Genomic DNA, 21,325 nt, shown 5'->3' on the forward strand with positions numbered 1-21,325 from the left:
TCGGGGATCTTACTTATCTCAATAATTAAAATCAAATAAAAGAAGTAAAAATGGACAATTTAACTGGAATTTTATATATCGTAGCAACGCCCATTGGCAATTTGCAAGACATCAGCCAACGCGCATTACAAGTGTTGGAACAAGTGGATTTAGTTGCCGCAGAAGATACGCGCCATAGTGGCTTATTGCTGAGTCATTACGGCATTAAAAAGCCTTTTTTTGCCTTGCACGATCATAATGAACAACAAAAAGCCGATATTCTGTGCGAAAAACTATTGCAAGGCACAACGATCGCCTTAGTTTCTGATGCAGGTACGCCACTGATTAGCGATCCAGGCTTTCATCTGGTGAGAAAATGTCGCCAAGCTGGCATTAAAATCGTACCAATTCCGGGCGCTTGTGCCGCAATAGCAGGGCTTTGCGCCTCAGGCATTGCTTCCGATCGTTTTTGTTTTGAAGGCTTTCTGCCCGCTAAATCGAAAGCCCGTTGCGATAAATTGGAAAATCTCGCAAAAGAAGACCGCACTTTGATTTTCTATGAATCCACCCACCGCATTTTAGATTGCCTTGCGGATATGGAAAAGGTATTCGGCGCTGATCGTTATGTGGTGCTAGCACGCGAGCTGAGCAAAACTTGGGAAACTATTCACGGCGATGAAGTCGGCGCATTACGCCAGTGGGTGAGCGAAGATCCAAACCGCAGCAAAGGCGAAATGGTGCTGATTGTAGAAGGCAATGTAAACAGTGAAGAAGAAAGCTTTTCCCCCGAGGCCATCAAAGCCTTAGCACTTATCGCCAAAGAACTTCCGCTCAAAAAAGCCGCCGCGATTGTCGCAGAGCTTTATGGCTATAAGAAAAATGCGTTGTATCAGTTTGGGTTGGAGAATTTGTAAATTTTATCGTAAAAAGAAAACGCTTTATCTTTTGATAAAGCGTTTTTAAGTTAAGCGAGAATTTCAATACCGCGGCGTTGTACTAAATTCAACAATTTAAGTGCCGCACCACTGGGTTTTTTCACCCCTCTTTCCCATTCTGAAATCATATTTTTGCTCACATTGAGATAATGGGCAAAAACAGTTTGAGAAACCTGTTCTTTTTCACGAATGGCTTTGATTTCTTCAGGGGTGAAAGGTGAAACAGGCGTTAAACAGAGTTCATCAAATTTTTTCATTGTTTTTTTATCCATTAATCCTGCCTCGTATAGATCCGAAGCATTTTCGTGGATCATTGCAAGTAGTTCACTCATTTTTTTCTCTCCCATAATATTTCAATGAAGGCGCCATTTTTTATTTGCGCCTCAATTTGTTCTGGCATTAACTCAGCGTATTCTTTTTGCAATGCTTTCAAGGCAACTAATTCTTGTGCTGAAATGTTGTCTTGTGTATTTTTGCTAATCCCTGCAACAAAATAGTGATTTTCATTAATTCGGTAGAAAATAAACGATCGAAAACCACCACTTCTCCCTTGTCCCGCTCTTGCTATGCGTTGTTTGATAATATTACTGCCAAGATCGGCATCAATTAATCCTTGTTCCACCCGCAAGATGGCTTCAACTAACAACGCATCGCTGATGGCGTGCTTTAGAGCAAATTTGTGAAATGCTTTTGTCTTGAATATTCGCATTAAAAACTTCCTGTCATCTTTAGCGTTATAGTAACAAAGGGATAGCATCGGGGCAACAGCGAAAAGTAAATTTATTTTCCCCTAACCCTATAATCAACGGGGAATTTCGGTATAATGCCCAAGTTAATGATGACAGGATAAAGGTTATGAGCCAATTTTTTTATATACATCCAGAAAATCCGCAGCCGCGTTTGATTAATCAAGCGGTGGATATTTTGAAACAAGGTGGGGTGATTGTTTACCCAACGGATTCAGGTTATGCCTTGGGTTGTATGCTCGGCGATAAGCACGCAATGGATCGCATTGTGCAAATTCGCCAACTGCCAGAAAATCATAATTTCACCCTTGTGTGTAGCGATTTATCAGAACTTTCAACCTATGCCACGGTGAACAATATGGCGTATCGACTGATTAAAAATAACACACCGGGGCGTTACACCTTTATTCTCACTGCCACCAAAGAAGTGCCACGCCGTTTGATGACATCAAAACGCAAAACGATTGGCTTGCGCGTGCCAGATAATCAAATTGCACTCGCTTTACTAAATGCCTTAGGCGAGCCGATTTTATCTTGTTCTTTGATGTTGCCGGGGGAAGAATTTATTACGCAATCTGATCCAGAAGAAATTCGCGATCGTTTAGAACATCAAGTGGATTTAATTATTAACGGTGGCTATTTAGGGCAAGAGCCAACAACCGTGGTGGATTTAACCGACAACACGCCTGTAATTTTGCGTGAGGGCAGCGGTTCAACCACACCATTTATTTAATCTTTTCAAACTGTTAGACGCTTGGGAAAGCGACAAGAGGAAATATGAAAACAACATCTTATTCACAACGCAATGCCGCCAAGGGAATGCGTTTTGCTGAAAAAAATAACACGGAAAGAAAACGTACAGACAAGCCTTTCGCATCAAATGCAGAAAGCAAAGAAAAAAGTGCGGTAAAAAAGACCGCACTTTCTACCACTCATAAAGTGGAAGGGGAAAAATTACAAAAAGTGTTAGCGCGCGCAGGGCAAGGATCTCGCCGTGAAATTGAAGCGATGATCGCCGCCAACCGCGTGAGCGTAAACGGCAAAATGGCAACACTGGGCGATCGCGTTGTGGTGAATGCGAATTTAAAGATCCGCATTGACGGGCACGTTGTAAATTTACAACAAGCACAAAAAGAAGTGTGTCGCGTGTTGATGTATTATAAACCTGAAGGCGAACTCTGTACCCGCCACGATCCCGAAGGGCGCGCCACCGTGTTTGATCGTTTGCCGCGCTTAACTGGATCACGTTGGATTGCGGTAGGCCGCTTGGATATTAACACCTCTGGCTTATTGCTGTTTACCACAGACGGCGAATTAGCAAACCGCTTAATGCACCCAAGCCGTGAAGTGGAGCGTGAATATTCCGTGCGCGTTTTTGGTCAGGTGGACGAAGCAATGATCGCCCGTTTACGCAAAGGCGTACAGTTAGAAGATGGGCCAGCCAATTTCAAAGCCATCAAGCCAATGGGCGGACAAGGAATGAACCAATGGTTTGACGTTACCCTAATGGAGGGGCGTAACCGTGAAGTTCGCCGCTTATGGGAATCGCAAGGCATTCAAGTGAGCCGTTTGATCCGCATTCGTTACGGCAATATCAAATTAATGAAAACCTTACCACGCGGTGGATGGGAAGAAATGGATCTTACCAATGTGAATTATCTGCGTGAATTGGTGGGGCTTGAACCAGAAACCCAAAGCAAATTAGACGTCACCAAACAACGCAGACGCGCCAAAACTGGGCAAATCCGTCGTGCGGTAAAACGTTATGCGGATATGAATAAACGTTACAAAAAAACTTAAAAACTCTATAAAAAGCCTAAAAAATTTCATAAAAAAGCACCGCACTTTGATCAAGGAGTGATGATGAAAATTCAGCAATTACGTTATATCGTTGAAATCGTAAATCAAAATTTGAATGTAACCGAAGCGGCAAATACCTTGTTTACCTCGCAGCCTGGGATCAGTAAACAAGTGCGGTTGTTGGAAGATGAATTAGGCTTAGAGATTTTTGAGCGTAACGGTAAACATATCAAAGCCCTTACCCCAGCGGGCAAAAAAATTGTTGCGATTGCACGCGAATTATTGGTGAAAACGCAAAGTATTAAAGCCGTGGCAGATGAATATACGCAGCCTAATCACGGCGTGTTACGCATTGCCACCACTAACACGCAGGCGCGTTATATGCTGCCTTCTGTGGTAGAGCGTTTTTCCAAAAAATATCCCGATGTGAGCTTGCATATTCATCAGGGTTCGCCAACGCAAATTTATGACGCATTACTTTCTGGCGAAGTGGATTTGGCGATCACTACGGAAGCGCAATATTTATTTGATGACTTGGTGCTATTGCCTTGTTACTTATGGAATCGTTCCGTGATCGTTAAAAATGATCATCCCTTAGCGCAATGTCAAGATCTGACGATTGAAGAACTGAGTAAATATCCCCTTGTTACCTATACCTTTGGTTTTACAGGCGTTTCGGATTTGGATTATGCCTTCAACAGCGCAGGGCTATTGCCGAATATTGTGTTTACCGCCACAGATGCAGATGTCATCAAAACCTATGTGCGCTTAGGCTTAGGCGTGGGCATTATGGCTTCAATGGCCCATACGCCAGAAGATAAAGATCTAGTGGCGATCGATGCTAGCCATATTTTCCGTTCCAGTATGACGCAAATTGCTTTCAAACATAGCATTTTCTTACGCAATTATATGTACGATTTTATCAATATGTTTTCACCGCACTTAACCCGCCCAATGGTGGAGCAAGCAGAGCGTTTGCACGATAACAACGCGGTGAAAAAATTATTTGATGATATTGTGTTGGAAGTGCGGTAGTTTTTTGTAACAATTAGTTAACTTATAGGGTAAAATCGCTTATATTTTAATAGACTTATTTAGCCCCTGATGAATTTTTGCAGATAGGGCATATCCCTAAAATAGATAAGGAGCATTTTATGAAAATTGTTTTTCTTGATAGCACAGCCATTCCAAAACATATTCCTATTCCACGCCCTAACTTTGAGCATCAATGGGTGGAATATGAGCATACTTCGCCTGAACAAACCATTGAGCGCGCGAAAGATGCGGATATTGTGATTACGAGCAAAGTCGTGTTTGATCGTGAAACAATGAAACAGCTCCCGAACTTAAAATTGATCGCAATTACCGCCACAGGAACAAATAATGTGGATTTAGAGGCGGCGAAAGAGTTAGGCATCGCAGTGAAAAATGTGACGGGCTATTCTTCTGTTACCGTGCCTGAACACGTTTTAGGGTTAATTTTTGCTTTAAAACACAGTTTAATGAACTGGTATAAAGATCAGCTCAGCGCCAAATGGGCGGATAGCAAACAGTTCTGTTATTTTGATTACCCGATCACCGATGTGAAAGGTTCAACCTTAGGTGTTGTGGGTAAAGGCAATCTTGGTAAAGAAATTGGCCGTTTAGCTGAAGCGCTAGGAATGAAGGTGATTTATGCAGAACGCAAAGGGGCGACAACAGTGCGTGAGGGCTATTTACCTTTTGAGCAAGTGTTGCAAGAAGCGGACATTGTTACCCTACATTGCCCTTTAACACCTGAAACCACCAATTTGATCAACGCCGAAACATTAAAATTAATGAAGCCAACGGCATATTTAATCAACACAGGGCGCGGGCCTTTAGTAGATGAAAAAGCCTTAGCAGAAGCGTTAGAAAATGGCACAATCGCAGCCGCGGCTTTAGATGTGTTAGTGAAAGAGCCGCCTGAGAAAGATAACCCACTTATCCAAGCGGCAACGCGTTTACCAAATTTAATCATCACCCCACACATTGCTTGGGCATCTGATGGTGCGGTGGAAATTTTGGTGAAAAAAGTAACACAAAATATGGAAGAATTTGTCGCAACGGGCAAATAAATTTATTATCGAACGAAATTTCCCCTGTTATGCAGGGGAAATTTGTTATTTCAACCCTTAAATAATAATGATGAATTTACCGATTTCTTTATTTATTGCCCTGCGTTATTGGCGAGCGAAAAGTGCGGATCGTTTTGGGCGATTAGTTACCAACCTTGCAATGATGGGGATTGTGCTGGGTATTATGGCGTTAATCATCGTGCTTTCGGTAATGAATGGTTTGGAAAATCAACAGAAGAAGCAAGTGCTTTCCACCATTCCCCACGCCATAATTATGCCAAAGTCAGGTCATTTATCCCGTGAAGCGCCAACACCGACAATGCCAGCTTTTGTGCAGCGCGCCATTCCGATTAACACCACGAATGTGATTTTACAAGCACCACAAGGCGTGAGTGCTGGGCAAGTGATAGGTATTCAACATTTTTCTGATGATTCTTTACTGAGCCATTTTCAACCCCAATCTTTTGAGCAATTATTACCCGCAGGCGAATTTAAATTGGTAATGGGATCGCAATTAGCGCAAAAATTACATTTACAAATTGGCGATAAAGTCCGTTTAATGATCACGGAAAACAGCCAATATACGCCCTTTGGTCGTGTGCCTGTGCAACGCTTATTTACCATTAGCGATATTTATTTTGCTTCAGGGCAAAATGACAGCAACGCCGTGTTTGCCAATCTTTCCGATATTGGCAGATTGATGCGTATTGGCCCACAGCAAATGCAAGGTTATCGCTTATTTTTACGCGATCCTTTTGATATTACCGAACTTCCTAACTATTTCAGTGCAGATGAATGGCAGATAACCGATTGGCGTAGTCAAAAAGGGGAGTTTTTCCAAGCGGTAAAAATGGAAAAAAATATGATGGGCTTGTTGATTAGCTTGATTATTGTGGTTGCCATTTCAAATATTATCACATCGCTCAGCTTAATGGTGGTGGATAAGCAAGGGGAAATTGCCATTTTGCAAACCCAAGGGCTGAATAAATCGCAAGTGCGCAGCCTGTTTATTTGGCAAGGGCTATTAGTAGGCATTAGTGGAACCTTGATTGGCACGCTGCTTGGCGTGCTAACCACATTAAATTTAGATTCCATTATGGCGTGGTTTAGTGCAGAAAATATTCGTTTACCGACAGAATTAAATCTTTCACAGATTGTGATTATTGTTGCGGTATCCTTATTATTTTCTTTATGTTCAACGATTTATCCTGCTTACCGCGCGGCACAAATTGAGCCAGCAGAAGCCTTGCGCTATGAATAATGCGTAACAAAGTGCGGTGCTTTTTTACGAAATTTTTTACTATAAAGCGAAACAGAAAAATAACGAGAAAAGAATGACAGAGAAGCAAATTTTACTCAGCTGCCAAAATTTAACCAAAGTTTACCAAGAAGGGGAAAACCAAACACAAGTGCTAAAAGACGTTACTTTCTCAATGGAAGAAGGCGAATTGGTGGCGATTGTGGGCAGTTCAGGTTCGGGCAAAAGTACCTTATTGCATACCCTAGGTGGCTTAGATCAGCCAACCAGCGGTGAAGTGTTCATTAAAGGGCAATCTTTGCAAAAGGCAAGCGCTGATGAATTAGCGAAATTGCGCAATCAATATATGGGGTTTGTCTATCAATTTCATCATTTAATGGCAGATTTTAGCGCGCTAGAAAACGTGATGATGCCGATGTTGATTGGTAAGCAAAATCGTAGTGAAGCGCAAGACCGTGCCGAAAAAATGTTGCAGGCGGTGGGCTTAGCACATCGCATTAAGCATCGTCCTTCTGCGTTGTCTGGCGGTGAGCGCCAGCGTGTCGCCATTGCTCGTGCGTTAGTGAATAATCCTGCTTTAGTGCTAGCTGATGAACCCACAGGGAATTTGGATCGCAAAACCACAGAAAGCATTTTTGAGCTTATTTTGAAATTAAACCAAGAGCAAAGAATTGCCTTTTTATTGGTCACGCACGATTTGCAGTTGGCGGAGAAACTTTCTCGCCGAATGGTGATGCAAGACGGTGTATTGCGTGGAGAAAGCTAGATGAACGCACCCTTTTTTATTAGCTGGCGTTATCAGCGTGGTAAGCAGAAAAATCGTTTGGTTTCACTGATTTCAATGTTTTCTACCCTTGGCATTGCCCTTGGTGTAATGGTGTTGATCGTGGGGCTAAGTGCGATGAACGGCTTTGAACGTGAGCTAAATAAACGCATTTTAGCGGTTGTGCCACACGTTGAAATCTCTGCTTATTCTGAACAGGGCGAGAGTACGCCAATAAAAAATTGGCAAAATTTAACCGCACTTTTAAAACAAGATCCTAGCGTGTTGGCGAGTTCCCCTTTTGTCAGTTTTACTGCTTTGGTAGAAAATGGCACGAAGTTAAAAGTGGTGCAAGTGAAAGGCATTGAAGCAGACAAGCAAGATCAAGTGAGTGCCTTAGGACAATTTGTATTAGGCGATGGCTGGCAAAATTTCTCTCGTGAAGGCGGGTTAGTCCTAGGCTCTGGCATTGCGCGTGAATTAGCGGTGCAAGAGGGGGATTGGGTAACATTGTTGATTTCTCAATCAGACGGCACCAATAATTTTACCCAGCCAATGCGTGAGCGTATGCAAATTACAGGGATTCTGCGCCTTGACGGCCAGCTCGATCACAGTTATGCCTTAATTCCCCTTGCAACTGCGCAGCAATTCTTGGATTATTCCGCCGATGAAGCCACAGGTGTTGAACTCAAAGTGCAGCACCCTTTTGCTGTGCAACAATTGGATTACCCAACCTTGCAACAGTATCCACAATTTTTGTCCGCGCAAAATTGGATTAGTAAATTTGGCTATATGTACCGCGATATTCAGCTTATTCGTACCGTGATGTATTTAGCAATGGTGCTAGTGATTGGCGTGGCGTGCTTTAATATTATTTCAACCTTGATTATGGCGGTGAAAGACAAGCAAGGCGATATTGCTATTATGCGTACCCTTGGCGCAAATGATGGCTTTATTAAACGAATTTTTATTTGGTATGGCTTACAAGCTGGAATGAAAGGCTGTGTCATCGGGCTGCTGTTAGGCTGCGTAACGGCATTAAATCTCACCCAATTAATTAAAGGCATTGAATTTTTAATTGGCAGAAAACTGCTTTCAGACGGCGTGTATTTCGTGGACTTTTTGCCGAGTGAACTTCATTGGCAAGATATTGCGGTGGTCTTTGTGGTGGCCTTAGTGCTAAGTTTGATCGCTAGTTTATATCCAGCAAGTCGCGCGGCAAAATTGCAACCTGCGCAAGTTTTAAGCAGTCATTAAAAATTTATTAATAATGTTTTTAAACTAGTTTACTAGTACAAAAATGCATGTTACATTGACACACAATTAAGTATTCGCAATGCGGATAAGCAAGTAATTATAAAATACAAACCAAGATGTAAGAGAGTGATGTATGACAAAAAGCAAAAATGACATTTATATTGCTAACGATGACACCCGAATTGGCAAAGTAGAGCAGGTGCTACCACCCATTGCGTTAATTGAAAAATATCCAGCAAGCGAAGTGGCGATCAACACCGTAAAAAAAGCTCGCCAACAAGCACACAATATTATTCATCGCAAAGATGATCGTTTACTTGTCGTGATTGGGCCTTGTTCCATTCACGATCCAAAATCGGCTTTGGAATATGCGCAACGCATCAAAGCAATGCGTGAAAAATATCAAGATAGCCTAGAAATTATTATGCGTGTTTATTTTGAAAAACCGCGTACAACCGTAGGTTGGAAAGGGCTAATCAACGATCCTTACCTAAATAACAGCTATGCGCTCAATGATGGTTTACGCATCGCACGAAAATTATTGTTAGATATTAATAACTTAGAAGTGCCAACCGCAGGCGAATTTTTGGATATGATCACACCGCAATATGTGGCAGATTTTATGAGCTGGGGCGCAATTGGGGCAAGAACCACAGAATCGCAAGTTCACCGCGAATTAGCTTCAGGCTTATCTTGTGCCGTAGGCTTTAAAAATGCCACCTATGGTGGTGTACGCATTGCCCTTGATGCCATTGGCGCGGCAGAAGCACCGCATTATTTCCTTTCTGTAACCAAATTTGGCCATTCTGCTATCGTTTCCACTAAAGGAAATGCAGATTGTCACATTATTTTACGCGGCGGTGATAACGGGCCAAATTACAGCGCAAAAGATGTCAATGAAGTTTGCGAAAGCATTGAAAAGAGCGGTCGAATTCCACACGTTATGGTGGATTTCAGCCACGCAAACAGCAATAAGCAATTCAAAAAACAATTAGAGGTTTGCGCAGATGTTTGCCAGCAAATTGCACAGGGTTCAAACCAAATCTTCGGCGTAATGATCGAAAGCCATTTAGTGGAAGGCAGACAAGATCTAGTAGAAGGCAAAGAATTAGTTTACGGACAAAGTATCACTGATGCCTGCATCGGTTGGGAAGACTCCGAATTAGTGCTGGAGCAACTTTCAAATGCGGTGATTACCCGCCGCCGTGCTAACAGCTAATTTGATTTTTATAAAGAAAAGGCTGAATTGAAAAAATTCAGTCTTTTTTATGTTCAGCAGATGAGGTGATTTTTTGCGAGATAGATCAAATTTCGAGAATTTCCGCATAAAAATGACTGAAAATTTGGTGTTATAATTCACCGCACTTTAAAATTGAAATGGCATATTAAAAGGAGTTAATGTGAAATTAGACGAGCTAGCTAAACTTGCTGGGGTTTCCAGAACAACAGTAAGTTATGTGGTAAATGGCAAAGCAAAACAGTATCGAGTAAGTGATAAAACCATTGAAAAGGTACAATCGCTAATCAAGGAATATGATTTCAAACCTAACGCAATGGCAGCAGGCTTGAGAGCGGGAAAAACCAATACTATTGGGTTGATTATTCCTGATTTTGAAAATATGAGTTATGCAAGAATTACTCATCAGCTTGAACAAAAGTTTCGCGAAAAAGGCTATCAACTGCTGATTGCCTGTTCTAATGATAATCCAAATAATGAGATGGCTTGTGCCAAGCACCTTTTCCAACGCAAAATTGATGCGCTGATTGTTTCAACTTCCTTGCCAGCGGACAATTTGTTTTATCAGCAAAGTGAAGTGCCAGTTTTTGGTTTTGACCGTAAGATAAGTGGCGATAATGTGATCAATGTGCTCTCTGATGATAGAAATGATGCTTATCGTTTGGCACAAGATTTGTTTAAACAGCAATCTTTTAACAATGTACTCTTTTTTGGTGCATTACCTGAATTACCAACGAGCAAGGAGCGTGAATTAGGCTTTCGTGAGGCATTAAAAGAGCGGTCAGAAAATTCGGTAGAATTTCTTTATAGTGAACAATTTCACCGTGATTCTGCTGCGTACACCTTTGAGCAATGGCTTGTAACAAATTCGTTACCAGATGCTTTGTTTGTTACGTCTTTGACGTTGTTACAGGGCATATTCCAAGTGCTATTAAGGCAGAATAAAGGGATTCCACAACAATTAGTGATTGCCACTTTTGGGGATCACGAAATGTTAGAATTATTAGCCAACAAAACCCTATGTGCGGTGCAAGATCACAAGAAAATTGCCGATAAATTGCTTGATTTAGTGCTAGAACGGCTTAACCATAAATCAGAAAGCTTACCAGAACCAACTAAGGTATTGCGCGATTTAGTTCATCATTGTTAATCGGAGAAAGGCGGTGGTGGTAGTGGTTCTGGTTTGCCTAAAAAGTGCGGTTCTTTTTCAACAAGAAGATCCAATACTGCCTGTAAACGAGCAAAAAACTCACGGAAGCGCACAAAGGTATAGCCACTAGGGTATTCCGCCGCAAAGCAGATTGCGTCAATATTATGATATTTGGCAATGAATAAAGCCCGTTCACAATGAAAACGCTGTGTAATGATGGTGATAGAATGAGCTTTAAACACTTGATCGGCGCGGATCACGGAATCTAAGGTACGAAACCCTGCATAGTCCAAATACATAAATTCTTCTGGCACACCCATTTTCTTCAAATCTTTGAACATAGTGCGCGGTTCGTTATATTCCACCGTGCGGTTATCTCCGCTAAGCAATAAATAATCCACTTTCCGTTCTTTAAATAGGTTATTCGCGGCTAATAGTCGATAAGAATAGAACAAATTTGGCGTATTTTTGCTGAAATATTTTGACGTGCCTAGCACTAAGCCATAAGGACGATAGGGCAGTTTTTTTATATCCGTATAAATACCTTGGCGAACGTAAAAGCCAATCGCTTGATCAACAAGCACAAGCAATAGTCCGCAAAGAAAAATAAGGAATAGGCAATACCGTAGAAATTTTCGAAGCAGAGCGTTAAACCACCGAAAAGAAAAAAGGTAACGGAAAAAGGATTTCAGCATAAAATTCATATTTTTTTACATCTTGAGCATCAAAATAATAAAAAATACTAGTAAATTCAAGTAAATTTATTCTAAAATACGTCTAGAAGTTTAGACGTCTAAAATTTCTTGACAAGGTATAGGGCTAAGGGTAGTTTATGTAGCCTACCTTGGCAAGATCGCATCAATGAAGTAATGGATAGGAAATGGCAGTACAAACAGCAACACTCTTTACACAAACACCGCTCAAACTTACCTTAGGTGGGGAACTTGGGCATATTGATGTTGCCTACCAAACCTATGGCAAATTGAATGCGGATAAAAGCAATGCGGTACTGATTTGTCACGCCTTAACCGGCGATGCTGAACCCTATAATGATGATCCTAATCAAGCTGGTTGGTGGCAAAATTTTATGGGGGAGGGCTTGGCGTTAGATACGTCAAAATATTTCTTCATTTGCTCTAACGTGCTAGGTGGCTGCAAAGGCACAACAGGGCCTGCGTCAATCAATCCACAGACACAAAAGCCTTACGGCAGCCAGTTTCCGCATATCCTTGTGCAGGATATTGTCAAGGTGCAGAAAGTGCTGCTCGATTATCTTAAAATTCCCCATTTAAAAGGTATTGTTGGTGGTTCGTTCGGCGGAATGCAAGCCACTCAATGGGCGATTGATTATCCTGATTTTATGGATAATATCGTCAATCTTTGCTCTTCTCTTTATTTTAGTGCAGAAGCCATCGGGTTTAATCACGTGATGCGCCAAGCCATTATCACCGATCCTCATTTTAATCATGGCGATTATTATGACGGTGAACCGCCCTCGCAAGGGCTGGCAATTGCGCGAATGTTAGGAATGCTGACTTATCGCACCGATATTCAACTAACCAAAGCCTTTGGACGCGCCACGAAAGTAGAAGGGCAGTATTGGGGCGATTATTTTCAAGTGGAATCCTATCTCAGTTATCAAGGGCAAAAGTTTCTCGATCGTTTTGATGCCAACAGCTATTTGCATTTGTTACGCGCATTGGATTTGTATGATCCTGCGTTGGGTTATGAAAGTACAGAGCAGGCATTGTCGCGTATTAAGGCACGTTATACTTTAATTGGGGTGACTAATGATCAGCTTTTCAAAGCCGTGGACGTGAGAAAAAGTAAAGCAATGCTTGAACAAGCTGGCGTTGATTTGAGCTATCACGAATTCCCTTCCGATTACGGCCACGATGCCTTTTTGGTGGCTTATGATGCGTTTGAAACGCTAATTCGCAATGGATTAGAAAGCCATTAATTTAGCACATAGTGAAAAAATAAGGGGCTGAAAAAAATCAGCTCCTTATTTTTATAGGAAAACAGGTTAAATTAAATTACTCACAAAAATCACCAAAATAATCAATGGCACGACATATTTCACATAATTAAACCAAATTTTTGTGAAAGTGGAATTTGGTTTGCTGGAAAGTTCTTTTTTCGCTTCGTCTTTAAGCACAAAGCCCACGAAAATGGCGCAGCCAAGTGCGGTGAGTAAAAAGAGAATATTTCCGCTCACATAATCGAAAGCATCGAAAATGCTTTTGCCGAAGAAAGTGTAATCTTTCAGTAAGTTATCGCTCAAAATAGAAGGAATATTACCGAGCAAGAAAATGCCACCAAGGGTTAAGGCAATGGCTTTTCCACGGCGCATTCTGAGCTTTTCTTGAAGTGCGGTGATAATCACTTCATAAATAGTAATAGAAGTGGTTAGCGCGGCGATCAATAATAAACTAAAGAAGATAATGGCGAAAATTCGCCCTGCCCACATATGCGAGAACACAATTGGCAAACTTTGGAAAACCAGTGTTGGGCCTGCGTTCGGTTCAATGCCAAAGCTGAATAAAGACGGAAAAATCATAAAGCCCGCTAAAACCGCAATAACGGTATTGGTAAACCCAGTGATTACAGCGGTTTGCACTAGGTTTTCTTCCTTGCTCAGATAGCTTGAAAGAGTGATTAGCACGCCAAAACCTAAACTCAGAGCAAAGAAAACTTGACCTAGCACCATAATAAATAACTGCGGTGTAATTTTAGAAAAATCAGGTTTGAGATAATAAATAATCCCTTCCGCCGCACCGGGTAAGGTAATGTTGCGGATCACCATTCCAATTAAAAACACAAACAGCAATGGCATTAAATATTTTACCGAACGCTCAATACCACCGATAATCCCTTTGGCTAAGATCACATAGTTGATGGCCACAAAAATAAAGGTGTAAAGTGCGATTTGGAGCGGGCTATTACTAATGCTTTGTTCATAGAAAGTTTTGGCATAGTCTTTGCTGATGGTGCTAGAAATATCTAGGCTGCCAGAAATCAGGCTGATAATATAATTCATCACCCAGCCGCCAAGCACCATATAGTAAGCCATAATGCCGAAGGCACCGAGCAAGCCCATATAACCAATGATTTTCCAATATTTTGAATGGGGTTTGGCGGTGAGTTTATCTTCAAAGGCATCAATGGAATTCACACGCAAGCGGCGACCAATCACGTTTTCCACTAAGATCATTGGAATACCGATGACGATCATCGCAATGCAGAATAATAAAACGTATGCACCGCCACCGTTTTCACCCACTAAATAAGGGAAACGCCAAGTTGCACCAAACCCTACGGTTGCGCCAGCGACAGTCATAATATAGGTTAATCGGCTTGACCAAGTTTGTCGTTCAGATTTTTTTGTTGTCATAAACTACCTTAATTTTCAGTTTTGTCTTTGTATTCACAAAGATCTTCAATAATACAAGAACCGCAACGTGGCTTGCGCGCAATGCAGGTGTAACGTCCGTGCAAAATCAGCCAATGATGCACGTCCACTTTAAATTCTACCGGCACAACCTTGAGTAATTTTTCTTCTACTTGCAACACGGTTTTACCAGGGGCAAAGTTGGTGCGATTGCAGACGCGGAAAATATGCGTATCCACCGCAATAGTCGGCTGACCAAAGGCGGTATTTAACACCACATTCGCGGTTTTACGCCCAACTCCAGCTAAGGCTTCAAGTTCTTCACGGGTTTGGGGAATTTCGCCATTGTGTTTTTCGATCAGATCACGGCAGGTTTTAATAATATTTTCGGCTTTACTATTAAATAGTCCAATGGTTTTGATATAGCTCTTTAAGCCATCTAACCCAAGTTCTAAAATCGCTTGTGGGGTGTTCGCCACAGGGAAGAGTTTAGCCGTGGCTTTATTCACCCCTTTATCAGTGGCTTGTGCCGATAAAATCACCGCAATTAATAATTCAAAGGGCGAATTATAATGTAATTCAGTGGTGGGGTGGGGATTTTGATCCCGCAGTCGCGTTAAAATTTCAATACGTTTTTGTTTATTCATTGTGATTTATGGTTTTTGGTTATCGATTAAGTTTTTTACTGCCAACATTAAACCTAAACCAAGGAATGCTCCTGGGGGAAGAATAGCGAGCAAAAAGCTACTGTTTAGCTCAAAAAGGTTTAAATGTAACGCTGTTGCCCAGTTGCCGAGCAGGTTTTCCATTCCCATAAACAGTTTACCTGTGCCTAACACTTCACGAATTGCACCTAGCACAAACAAGCTGAACGCCATTCCCACGCCCATTGCAAAGCCATCAAAGAGCGAAAGCAGCACGCCATTTTTTGATGCAAAGGCTTCCGCGCGGCCAATGACAATACAGTTTGTTACAATCAACGGAATGAAGATCCCTAAGGATTGATAAAGCGTATAAGTGTAGGCATTCATAATCAGTTGCACAATGGTTACCGTGGTGGCGATAATCATCACATAAATAGGAATACGAATGGCGTGCGGAATATGCTTGCGGAACAACGAAACCACCACATTGGTACAGATTAATACCGCAATGGTGGCAATGCCTAAACCAAGGGCGTTGGTTGCCGAGCTAGACACCGCAAGTAGCGGGCAAAGCCCCAACAGTTGCACAAGAGCGGGGTTATTATGCCAAAAACCTTGCTTAAATAATTCGCTCCATTGGCTTTTTAGCCCAGTCGGCACGCTTTGTTGCGGTTGTTGTGGTTCAATGGAAGCCAAACCCATTTCGTTTTCTGATGTATGCTCTAAAGTGCGGTGGTTTTTTTCGTGATTTTCTTGCATTAGTTTTGCTCCTGTTTCACCGCGTTATTATTCATTTGTTGCAATAATGGCAAGGCTGAACGCTTGGTTTGATTGACGATGGCGCGCGGTGTAATGGTTGCGCCAGTAAATTGATCGAATTTACCGCCATCTTTTTTTACCGCCCAATCATTGAGATTATCGGCACTGATTTTTTGTTGATTAAAGCTCAGCACCCAATCAGAAATACGCAGTTCAATTTTATCACCTAAGCCTGGAGTTTCTTTGTGTTCAAGCACACGCAAACCTAGCACTTTACCCTGTGGTGTAATCCCTACCAGAAAGCGAATATTACCTGAATAGCCATCTGGCGCAATGGTTTCATAAGCATAAGCCACAGGCTGATGATTTTTCTCTGCGATACAAATTTTCTCAATGCGTAAGGTTTTGGCTTCAGCGAAATCAGGCTGTGAGCAACTGGAGAGCAAATCGTTATCGTAACTTTGCGGTGGAATAATTTGTGCAAGCAATTCTGCTTGTTGTTTGGCGATGGCTTGCTCAATAGGGGCTTTCGTTAAGAAATACACAGCGGTAGAAAGTGCGGTGCAAATTAACGCAATAATGCCCAAGATCACGCCATAACGGGTGCTAATTTTTACCGTTTGCATTGCTTATTTCCTTTTGTATCCAGCCACGCGCGGGCGAGTGTAGTGATCAATCAGTGGCACACAAATATTTGCCAGTAACACAGCAAATGCCACGCCATCAGGGTAGTTGCCATTAAAGCGAATTAGGCACACAAGCAAGCCCACAATCGCACCGAAAATCAGTTTTCCTTTTGGCGTGATTGAAGATGTGACAGGGTCAGTGGCAATAAAAAATGCGCCGAACATTGTTGCCCCACTAAACCAATGCCATAAAGGACTTGGTGCATAAGAAGAAGTAAGCCAGTGAATACCGTTTACCAGTAACATTATGGCTAAAAAAGCAGTAGGAATTTGCCAATGAATAATTTTCTTCCAAATTAGGAAAACACCGCCAAGTAAAAAGAAAAGATTGATTTGTGCCCAGCCTAAACCAAGATTGAGTTCACTCTCAAAAGGCATCACTTCCACAAAAATAGGAGATTGATTAATTTCGCTTATCGCCATATTAATTTTGCTTGCGGTTTTGACGGAATCCAATGGCGTGGCTTGGGTAATCCCATCAATGGAATTGGCTAATTGATGCAGGCTGAAGCCGTCCGTAGTAATGCCGTGGAAAATCAGCTGATAAGCATCTTGCAAGCTAGGCGGCTCATTTAATAACGCCACGGGCGGCAACCAAGCGGTCATTTGCACAGGGAAAGAAATGAGCAACACTACATAACCCACCATTGCAGGGTTAAACAGATTTTGTCCCAAGCCACCGTAAACGTGCTTACCTAAAATGACCGCACAGAATGTCCCGATTAAAATCACCCAATAAGGTGCGTAAGGTGGGATTGCCATCGCGAGCATTAATGCCGTTAGCACCACGCTGAAATCACTGATATAAAACAGGTTTGGCTTTTTGCGTAAGCGCGTAACCATAAATTCCAACACTAACGCAAGGGTAATGGCGAGCAGGCTTTGAATTAACACACCAAAACCAAAATAATAAACTTGTGCGCCCAATGCAGGCAACATTGCCAACGCAACCCACAGCATAATACGAGCAGTCAATTTGCCCGAGTGGGTGTGTGGCGAACTCATCATTTTAAACATTGCTAAACCTTATTCTTTTTCTTGGGATCGATTTTCTTTTGCTTGTTTCTTCGCTTTCGCTCGTGCAATGGCAGCAGCGATAGCCGCTTTTTTCGGATCAAGTGCGGTGGAATTTTCTTGCGTTTTTTCTTTTGTTTTTTCAGCCGCACTTTGGGTTTCCACTTGTTCAGCTATACCTTGATTTTCCACATTTTTCTCTGTTGAGCCTGCAGATTGAACTGTGCTGTTCTGCGCTTGTTTCTTCGCTTTTGCTCGAGCAATTGCTGCAGCNATAGCCGCTTTTTTCGGGTCAAGCGCGGTGGTATTTTCTTGCGTTTTTTCTTTTGTTTTTTCAGCCGCGCTTTGGGTTTCTGCTTGTTCGGCTAAACCTTGATTTTCCACAATGTTCTCTGCTGAGTTTGTAGATTGCTCCGTGCCGTTCTGTGCTTGTTTCTTCGCTTTCGCTCGTGCAATGGCTGCAGCGATAGCGGCTTTTTTCGGATCAAGTGTGGTGGAGTTTTCTGGTGTTTTTTCTTTTGTTTTTCCAGCCGCACTTTGGCTTTGCATTTGTTCAGTTAAACCTTGATTTTCCACACTGTTCTCTGTGGAACTTGCAGATTGAACCGTGTCGTTCTGAGCTTGCTTTTTAGCTTTCGCTCGTGCAAGTGCGGCTGCGATCGCAGCTTTCTTAGGATCGGAATTTGCATCAAGTGCGGTGCGATTTTCCCCAGTATTTTGCGCTAAATTTTCTTGCGATTGATCAGTGGACGCCACATTCTCTTGTTCAGCTTGTTGGCGAGCTAAGCGGCGCGCTTTGCGTTGCGCCATAATATCGGAATTATCTGGTTGTAGCTGGCCTTTTTCGTCCACAAAGGTTTTCACATTTGGGCTTTCGCTGTCGCTTTGTTTTTTCGCTTTTAAACGTTCTAATGCGGCTTGAACAGGATCAACGCCTTTCTGTTTTGCGATTTCTTCACGGCGAGCTTCAGCAGCACGTTGGGTACGCGCTTTGCGGGCTTGTTCTTCTTTTTCTAAACGCGCTTGGCGTGCCTCGAAACGTAATTTCGCTTCGTGGGATTTTTGTGCTTGTTCTTTGATTTCCCAAATTTTCGCTTTTTCTTGACGGAAATATTGAATAAGCGGAATGTGGCTCGGGCAAACATAAGCGCACAAGCCACATTCAATGCAATCTTGCAGGGCATATTGTTCCGATTTTTGGTGATCTTCACTGCGCGCGAACCAATATAGTTGCTGCGGCATTAAATGCACAGGGCAAGCGTCTGAGCAAGCAGAGCAGCGGATACAGGCTTGCTCTGGCTCGGGTTCGGCATATTCAAAATGATCAGGCGCGAGCAAACAGTTAGTGACTTTGGTTACAGGCGCGTTGAGATTGGGCAAAATAAAGCCCATCATTGGCCCGCCCATAAACACTGGGAAACGTGCGTCATATTGATAGCCCACTTGTTGCAATAGGGCGGAAATCGGTGTACCTAAGCGAACCAAAAGATTGCCTTTGTGTGGGATTTTATCGCCTGTTAGTGTAACCACGCGTTCAATTAACGGTTCATCATTGATCACCGCTCTTTTGATCGCAAACGCCGTGCCGACATTGTGCATTAGCACGCCAATGCTGGAAGAGCGCTGACCGCTCGGCACTTCAATGCCTGTTAGCACTTGGATAAGCTGTTTTGCTGCACCTGAAGGATATTTGGTGGGAATTACGCGAATTTCAATGTCATTTGCCCCTTTTAAAGCGTGTTTAAGGGCTTTCACCGCCTTGGGTTTGTTGTCCTCAATGGCAATAACCACTTTTTCAGGGCGTAAAATATAGCGTAAGATGCGTATTCCTTCGATGATCTCTTTCGGACGATCTTGCATTAAGCGATCATCACAGGTGATGTAAGGTTCACATTCTGCACCATTGATAATCAGCAGTTTCACTTTATTTTCTGCCGATTGAATTTTAGCCGCTGTTGGGAATACCGCACCGCCTAAGCCTGCAATTCCAGCGTGATAAATTTTTTCGATAAGCTGTTCTGGCGTTTGGCTCAGGAAATCTTCAATTGGGTGCTGTTTACGCCATTCATCTTTACCGTCTGCCTGAATTTGAATGGTTAGTTCAGGTAAACCAGAAGGGTGGGCGGCAATATAAGGCGCAATTGCTGTGATAACGCCTGAAGTCGGGGCGTGGACAGGCAGATTGCGTAAGCCTTCCCCCTGCGTTAATGGCTGACCTTTTAGCACTTTATCCCCAACGTTCACTAGCAGATTTCCAGCATTACCAGCGTGCTGTTTAACCGGAACATAGTAGGTATCCACCAGATCCGCTGGGCGAATAGGTGTGTGATTTGATTGAGATTTCATTTCAGGCGGATGAATGCCACCAGAGAAATCCCATAATTTACCGGAATTAAAATTGGTTAATACATCAGCCATTATTTTTCCGCTCCCTGATTATTCGCGCTACTTGCAGTAATCTCTACCACGGGAATGGTTAAGCTGGGATCGAATTTCCAATCCCAATGATCAATGTCTTGTTCTATTTTTATCATTGAAATGCAATCCGTTGGGCAAGGGGCAACGCAGAGTTCGCAGCCTGTGCAAAGATCAGGAATCACCGTGTGCATTGCTTTATTTGTACCAATAATGGCATCAACAGGACAGGCCTGAATACATTTGGTGCAACCAATACACATATCTTCGTGAATAAATGCCACTTTTGGCGCATTATCTTCTTCATCAAAATCCGTTGCAGGCACGTCCACGCCTAATAAATCGGCAATTTTCACCACTAATGGCTGACCACCAGGAACGCATTTGGTAATTACATCGCCTTGTGCAATGGCTTCGGCATAAGGCTTACAGCCGGGGTAACCGCATTGTCCGCATTGGCTTTGCGGCAGTAGGGCATCAATTTTTTCTACGATAGGATCGGCTTGTACTTTTAGTTTGATGGACGCTAAGCCTAAAATCGCACCAAAAATCAAAGCAAGTACGCTAATAGCGAGAAGAACATAATATAAGGTTGTCATTTTACACTCTCACTATGCCAGCAAAACCCATAAAGGCAAGGGACATTAATCCTGCGGTGATTAAGGCAATAGATGCACCACGGAACGGCATTGGCACATCCGCGGCAGCAAGGCGTTCACGCAGGGCAGCAAATAGCACTAAAACAAGGGAAAAACCAAGGGATGCACCAAAACCATAAACCACAGATTGGGTTAAATTATGGGCTAAGTTCACATTTAATAACGCCACGCCTAACACTGCACAGTTGGTGGTAATCAGTGGCAAAAATACCCCGAGTAAACGATAAAGGGTTGGGCTGGTTTTATGAATCACCATTTCGGTAAATTGCACCACCACGGCGATCACTAAAATAAACACCAAGGTGCGTAAAAAATTGCCATTAAATGGCGTGAGCAAATAGCGATCAATCAAATAGGAACAAAGGGAAGCAACGGTTAGCACAAACATTGTGGCAAACCCCATTCCAATGGCGGTTTCGATTTTTTTCGATACCCCCATAAAAGGACAAAGCCCTAGGAATTTCACTAGGACAAAGTTATTGATAAGTGCGGTGCTAATAATTAATAAAATATAGTCAGTCATCAGTTTATTACCC

At 42.5% G+C, this 21,325-nt stretch carries 21 protein-coding genes and 2 pseudogenes; 11 read left to right on the forward strand and 12 right to left on the reverse strand.

The features are described from left to right. Nucleotides 1–50 precede the first annotated feature (50 nt). Complete coding sequence (gene rsmI, locus ACNAV8_RS03890) at nt 51–893, forward strand: 16S rRNA (cytidine(1402)-2'-O)-methyltransferase (protein WP_415777250.1); 843 nt, start codon at nt 51–53, stop codon at nt 891–893. A 50-nt stretch (nt 894–943) separates the two neighbouring features. On the opposite strand, the gene ACNAV8_RS03895 is transcribed toward rsmI, so the two are convergent. Together ACNAV8_RS03895 and ACNAV8_RS03900 are read right to left on the reverse strand one after the other, a co-directional pair. Next, nucleotides 944–1,246 carry a helix-turn-helix domain-containing protein gene (locus tag ACNAV8_RS03895; protein WP_103852549.1) on the reverse strand — a complete coding sequence of 101 codons (303 nt, stop codon included), beginning with the start codon at nt 1,244–1,246 and terminating at the stop codon, nt 944–946. Then, complete coding sequence (locus ACNAV8_RS03900) at nt 1,243–1,623, reverse strand: type II toxin-antitoxin system RelE/ParE family toxin (protein WP_103852548.1); 381 nt, start codon at nt 1,621–1,623, stop codon at nt 1,243–1,245. Before ACNAV8_RS03900 ends, ACNAV8_RS03895 begins: the two co-directional genes overlap by 4 nt. Nucleotides 1,624–1,769: 146 nt before the next feature. On the opposite strand from ACNAV8_RS03900, the gene ACNAV8_RS03905 reads away from it, so the two are divergent. From ACNAV8_RS03905 to cra, 9 genes are all read left to right on the forward strand, one after another. Beyond that, nucleotides 1,770–2,393 carry an L-threonylcarbamoyladenylate synthase gene (locus tag ACNAV8_RS03905; protein ID WP_115249807.1) on the forward strand — a complete coding sequence of 208 codons (624 nt, stop codon included), beginning with the start codon at nt 1,770–1,772 and terminating at the stop codon, nt 2,391–2,393. An 86-nt stretch (nt 2,394–2,479) separates the two neighbouring features. Further along, nucleotides 2,480–3,460 carry a 23S rRNA pseudouridine(2605) synthase RluB gene (gene rluB / locus ACNAV8_RS03910; protein WP_342750330.1) on the forward strand — a complete coding sequence of 327 codons (981 nt, stop codon included), beginning with the start codon at nt 2,480–2,482 and terminating at the stop codon, nt 3,458–3,460. A 63-nt stretch (nt 3,461–3,523) separates the two neighbouring features. Continuing rightward, nucleotides 3,524–4,495 (forward strand): HTH-type transcriptional regulator CysB, encoded by a 972-nt coding sequence (gene cysB / locus ACNAV8_RS03915; protein ID WP_415777290.1) that lies wholly within the window; start codon nt 3,524–3,526, stop codon nt 4,493–4,495. Nucleotides 4,496–4,614: 119 nt separating this feature from the next. Beyond that, complete coding sequence (locus tag ACNAV8_RS03920) at nt 4,615–5,556, forward strand: 2-hydroxyacid dehydrogenase (protein WP_415777251.1); 942 nt, start codon at nt 4,615–4,617, stop codon at nt 5,554–5,556. 70 nt (nt 5,557–5,626) lie between these two features. Continuing rightward, a complete protein-coding gene (locus ACNAV8_RS03925) occupies nt 5,627–6,817 on the forward strand; it encodes a lipoprotein-releasing ABC transporter permease subunit (RefSeq protein ID WP_415777291.1) in 1,191 nt (396 codons plus the stop codon). A 73-nt stretch (nt 6,818–6,890) separates the two neighbouring features. After that, complete coding sequence (gene lolD, locus ACNAV8_RS03930) at nt 6,891–7,580, forward strand: lipoprotein-releasing ABC transporter ATP-binding protein LolD (RefSeq protein WP_103854846.1); 690 nt, start codon at nt 6,891–6,893, stop codon at nt 7,578–7,580. After that, a complete protein-coding gene (gene lolE / locus ACNAV8_RS03935; protein ID WP_103854826.1) occupies nt 7,581–8,834 on the forward strand; it encodes a lipoprotein-releasing ABC transporter permease subunit LolE in 1,254 nt (417 codons plus the stop codon). It begins immediately after the preceding gene. Nucleotides 8,835–8,967: 133 nt separating this feature from the next. Then, nucleotides 8,968–10,053, forward strand: coding sequence for a 3-deoxy-7-phosphoheptulonate synthase AroG (gene aroG / locus ACNAV8_RS03940; protein ID WP_103854825.1), 1,086 nt, complete (start codon nt 8,968–8,970; stop codon nt 10,051–10,053). Nucleotides 10,054–10,234: 181 nt separating this feature from the next. Beyond that, nucleotides 10,235–11,221, forward strand: coding sequence for a catabolite repressor/activator (gene cra / locus ACNAV8_RS03945; RefSeq protein ID WP_103854824.1), 987 nt, complete (start codon nt 10,235–10,237; stop codon nt 11,219–11,221). Here the strand turns inward: cra and ACNAV8_RS03950 are convergent. Then, nucleotides 11,218–11,916 (reverse strand): SanA/YdcF family protein, encoded by a 699-nt coding sequence (locus tag ACNAV8_RS03950; RefSeq protein WP_103854845.1) that lies wholly within the window; start codon nt 11,914–11,916, stop codon nt 11,218–11,220. The two genes, cra and ACNAV8_RS03950, sit on opposite strands and share 4 nt — an antisense overlap. A gap of 185 nt (nt 11,917–12,101) precedes the next feature. On the opposite strand from ACNAV8_RS03950, the gene metX reads away from it, so the two are divergent. Next, nucleotides 12,102–13,181 (forward strand): homoserine O-acetyltransferase MetX, encoded by a 1,080-nt coding sequence (gene metX / locus ACNAV8_RS03955; protein WP_415777252.1) that lies wholly within the window; start codon nt 12,102–12,104, stop codon nt 13,179–13,181. Nucleotides 13,182–13,247: 66 nt separating this feature from the next. Here metX and ACNAV8_RS03960 read toward each other — a convergent pair whose 3' ends face one another. From ACNAV8_RS03960 to rsxA, 9 genes and pseudogenes are all read right to left on the reverse strand, one after another. Then, a complete protein-coding gene (locus ACNAV8_RS03960) occupies nt 13,248–14,615 on the reverse strand; it encodes a sodium-dependent transporter (protein ID WP_103854823.1) in 1,368 nt (455 codons plus the stop codon). Between the two features lie 8 nt (nt 14,616–14,623). Further along, entirely contained in the window at nt 14,624–15,259 is a 636-nt protein-coding gene (gene nth / locus ACNAV8_RS03965; RefSeq protein WP_103854822.1) for an endonuclease III, read from the reverse strand. 6 nt (nt 15,260–15,265) lie between these two features. Then, complete coding sequence (locus ACNAV8_RS03970) at nt 15,266–15,958, reverse strand: electron transport complex subunit E (RefSeq protein ID WP_103854844.1); 693 nt, start codon at nt 15,956–15,958, stop codon at nt 15,266–15,268. Between the two features lie 56 nt (nt 15,959–16,014). Continuing rightward, nucleotides 16,015–16,641, reverse strand: coding sequence for an electron transport complex subunit RsxG (gene rsxG / locus ACNAV8_RS03975; protein WP_103854821.1), 627 nt, complete (start codon nt 16,639–16,641; stop codon nt 16,015–16,017). Nucleotides 16,642–16,644: 3 nt separating this feature from the next. Continuing rightward, the gene (gene rsxD / locus ACNAV8_RS03980; protein ID WP_415777254.1) at nt 16,645–17,718 is read right to left on the reverse strand and encodes an electron transport complex subunit RsxD; all 1,074 of its coding nucleotides are present in this window, start codon (nt 17,716–17,718) and stop codon (nt 16,645–16,647) included. A 9-nt stretch (nt 17,719–17,727) separates the two neighbouring features. Beyond that, nucleotides 17,728–17,988, reverse strand: a pseudogene (locus ACNAV8_RS03985) (hypothetical protein); the annotation flags it as partial. 1 nt (nt 17,989) lies between these two features. After that, a pseudogene (gene rsxC, locus ACNAV8_RS03990) lies at nt 17,990–20,133 on the reverse strand (electron transport complex subunit RsxC); the annotation flags it as partial. After that, nucleotides 20,133–20,729, reverse strand: a complete 597-nt coding sequence (gene rsxB, locus ACNAV8_RS03995; protein ID WP_103854813.1) for an electron transport complex subunit RsxB — start codon at nt 20,727–20,729, stop codon at nt 20,133–20,135. The pseudogene rsxC and the gene rsxB, both read right to left, overlap by 1 nt. Before the next feature lies 1 nt (nt 20,730). Next, nucleotides 20,731–21,312: an electron transport complex subunit RsxA gene (gene rsxA / locus ACNAV8_RS04000; protein WP_415777256.1), complete on the reverse strand. Its 582-nt coding sequence runs from the start codon at nt 21,310–21,312 to the stop codon at nt 20,731–20,733. Between the last annotated feature and the right edge of the window lie 13 nt (nt 21,313–21,325).

The organism is Avibacterium endocarditidis, from assembly GCF_965138825.1.
In the GTDB taxonomy this organism is placed as follows: Bacteria; Pseudomonadota; Gammaproteobacteria; order Enterobacterales; family Pasteurellaceae; genus Avibacterium; species Avibacterium endocarditidis.

Excerpts from the sequence above, each read along its gene's own strand:
- rsmI (WP_415777250.1), top strand. The coding sequence starts at position 51 with ATGGACAATTTAACTGGAATTTTATATATCGTAGCAACGCCCATTGGC.
- ACNAV8_RS03895 (WP_103852549.1), bottom strand. The coding sequence starts at position 1,246 with ATGAGTGAACTACTTGCAATGATCCACGAAAATGCTTCGGATCTATAC.
- ACNAV8_RS03900 (WP_103852548.1), bottom strand. The coding sequence starts at position 1,623 with ATGCGAATATTCAAGACAAAAGCATTTCACAAATTTGCTCTAAAGCAC.
- ACNAV8_RS03905 (WP_115249807.1), top strand. The coding sequence starts at position 1,770 with ATGAGCCAATTTTTTTATATACATCCAGAAAATCCGCAGCCGCGTTTG.
- rluB (WP_342750330.1), top strand. The coding sequence starts at position 2,480 with ATGCGTTTTGCTGAAAAAAATAACACGGAAAGAAAACGTACAGACAAG.
- cysB (WP_415777290.1), top strand. The coding sequence starts at position 3,524 with ATGAAAATTCAGCAATTACGTTATATCGTTGAAATCGTAAATCAAAAT.
- ACNAV8_RS03920 (WP_415777251.1), top strand. The coding sequence starts at position 4,615 with ATGAAAATTGTTTTTCTTGATAGCACAGCCATTCCAAAACATATTCCT.
- ACNAV8_RS03925 (WP_415777291.1), top strand. The coding sequence starts at position 5,627 with ATGAATTTACCGATTTCTTTATTTATTGCCCTGCGTTATTGGCGAGCG.
- lolD (WP_103854846.1), top strand. The coding sequence starts at position 6,891 with ATGACAGAGAAGCAAATTTTACTCAGCTGCCAAAATTTAACCAAAGTT.
- lolE (WP_103854826.1), top strand. The coding sequence starts at position 7,581 with ATGAACGCACCCTTTTTTATTAGCTGGCGTTATCAGCGTGGTAAGCAG.
- aroG (WP_103854825.1), top strand. The coding sequence starts at position 8,968 with ATGACAAAAAGCAAAAATGACATTTATATTGCTAACGATGACACCCGA.
- ACNAV8_RS03950 (WP_103854845.1), bottom strand. The coding sequence starts at position 11,916 with ATGCTGAAATCCTTTTTCCGTTACCTTTTTTCTTTTCGGTGGTTTAAC.
- metX (WP_415777252.1), top strand. The coding sequence starts at position 12,102 with ATGGCAGTACAAACAGCAACACTCTTTACACAAACACCGCTCAAACTT.
- ACNAV8_RS03960 (WP_103854823.1), bottom strand. The coding sequence starts at position 14,615 with ATGACAACAAAAAAATCTGAACGACAAACTTGGTCAAGCCGATTAACC.
- nth (WP_103854822.1), bottom strand. The coding sequence starts at position 15,259 with ATGAATAAACAAAAACGTATTGAAATTTTAACGCGACTGCGGGATCAA.
- ACNAV8_RS03970 (WP_103854844.1), bottom strand. The coding sequence starts at position 15,958 with ATGGGTTTGGCTTCCATTGAACCACAACAACCGCAACAAAGCGTGCCG.
- rsxG (WP_103854821.1), bottom strand. The coding sequence starts at position 16,641 with ATGCAAACGGTAAAAATTAGCACCCGTTATGGCGTGATCTTGGGCATT.
- rsxD (WP_415777254.1), bottom strand. The coding sequence starts at position 17,718 with ATGTTTAAAATGATGAGTTCGCCACACACCCACTCGGGCAAATTGACT.
- rsxB (WP_103854813.1), bottom strand. The coding sequence starts at position 20,729 with ATGACAACCTTATATTATGTTCTTCTCGCTATTAGCGTACTTGCTTTG.
- rsxA (WP_415777256.1), bottom strand. The coding sequence starts at position 21,312 with ATGACTGACTATATTTTATTAATTATTAGCACCGCACTTATCAATAAC.